This is a genomic window from Citrobacter sp. TBCS-14 (assembly GCF_005280805.1).
GTDB lineage: Bacteria > Pseudomonadota > Gammaproteobacteria > Enterobacterales > Enterobacteriaceae > Citrobacter > Citrobacter gillenii.
The window spans coordinates 1-226 of record NZ_SZWM01000007.1 but is presented as its reverse complement, the minus strand read 5'-3'; the positions used below and the strand labels follow the sequence as shown (position 1 = coordinate 226).

The following is a 226-nucleotide window of genomic DNA, read 5'->3' as shown; positions in this document are numbered from 1 at the left end:
ATGCTGTGCGCCCTGATGGATGGGCGCGCCTGGACTGCAACCGAACTTAGCGCTGTGGCGGATGTGTCTGCGTCGACCGCCAGCGCGCATCTGGCGCGTCTGTGCGAACAACGCTTTGTTGTGGCGCTTGCGCAGGGCAGGCATCGTTATTTTCGCCTTGCGAGTCACGATATCGCCGAACTGCTGGAGCGCCTGATGGGCGTGGCGTGGAGCACATCCGTACCAC

General features: G+C 62.8%; 1 protein-coding gene. It reads left to right on the top strand.

Annotated features, from left to right (window positions below; all coding sequences use genetic code 11):
• A partial coding sequence (locus FDX22_RS00030; protein WP_146716547.1) for a helix-turn-helix transcriptional regulator occupies positions 1-226 on the top strand: 226 nt, incomplete at both ends.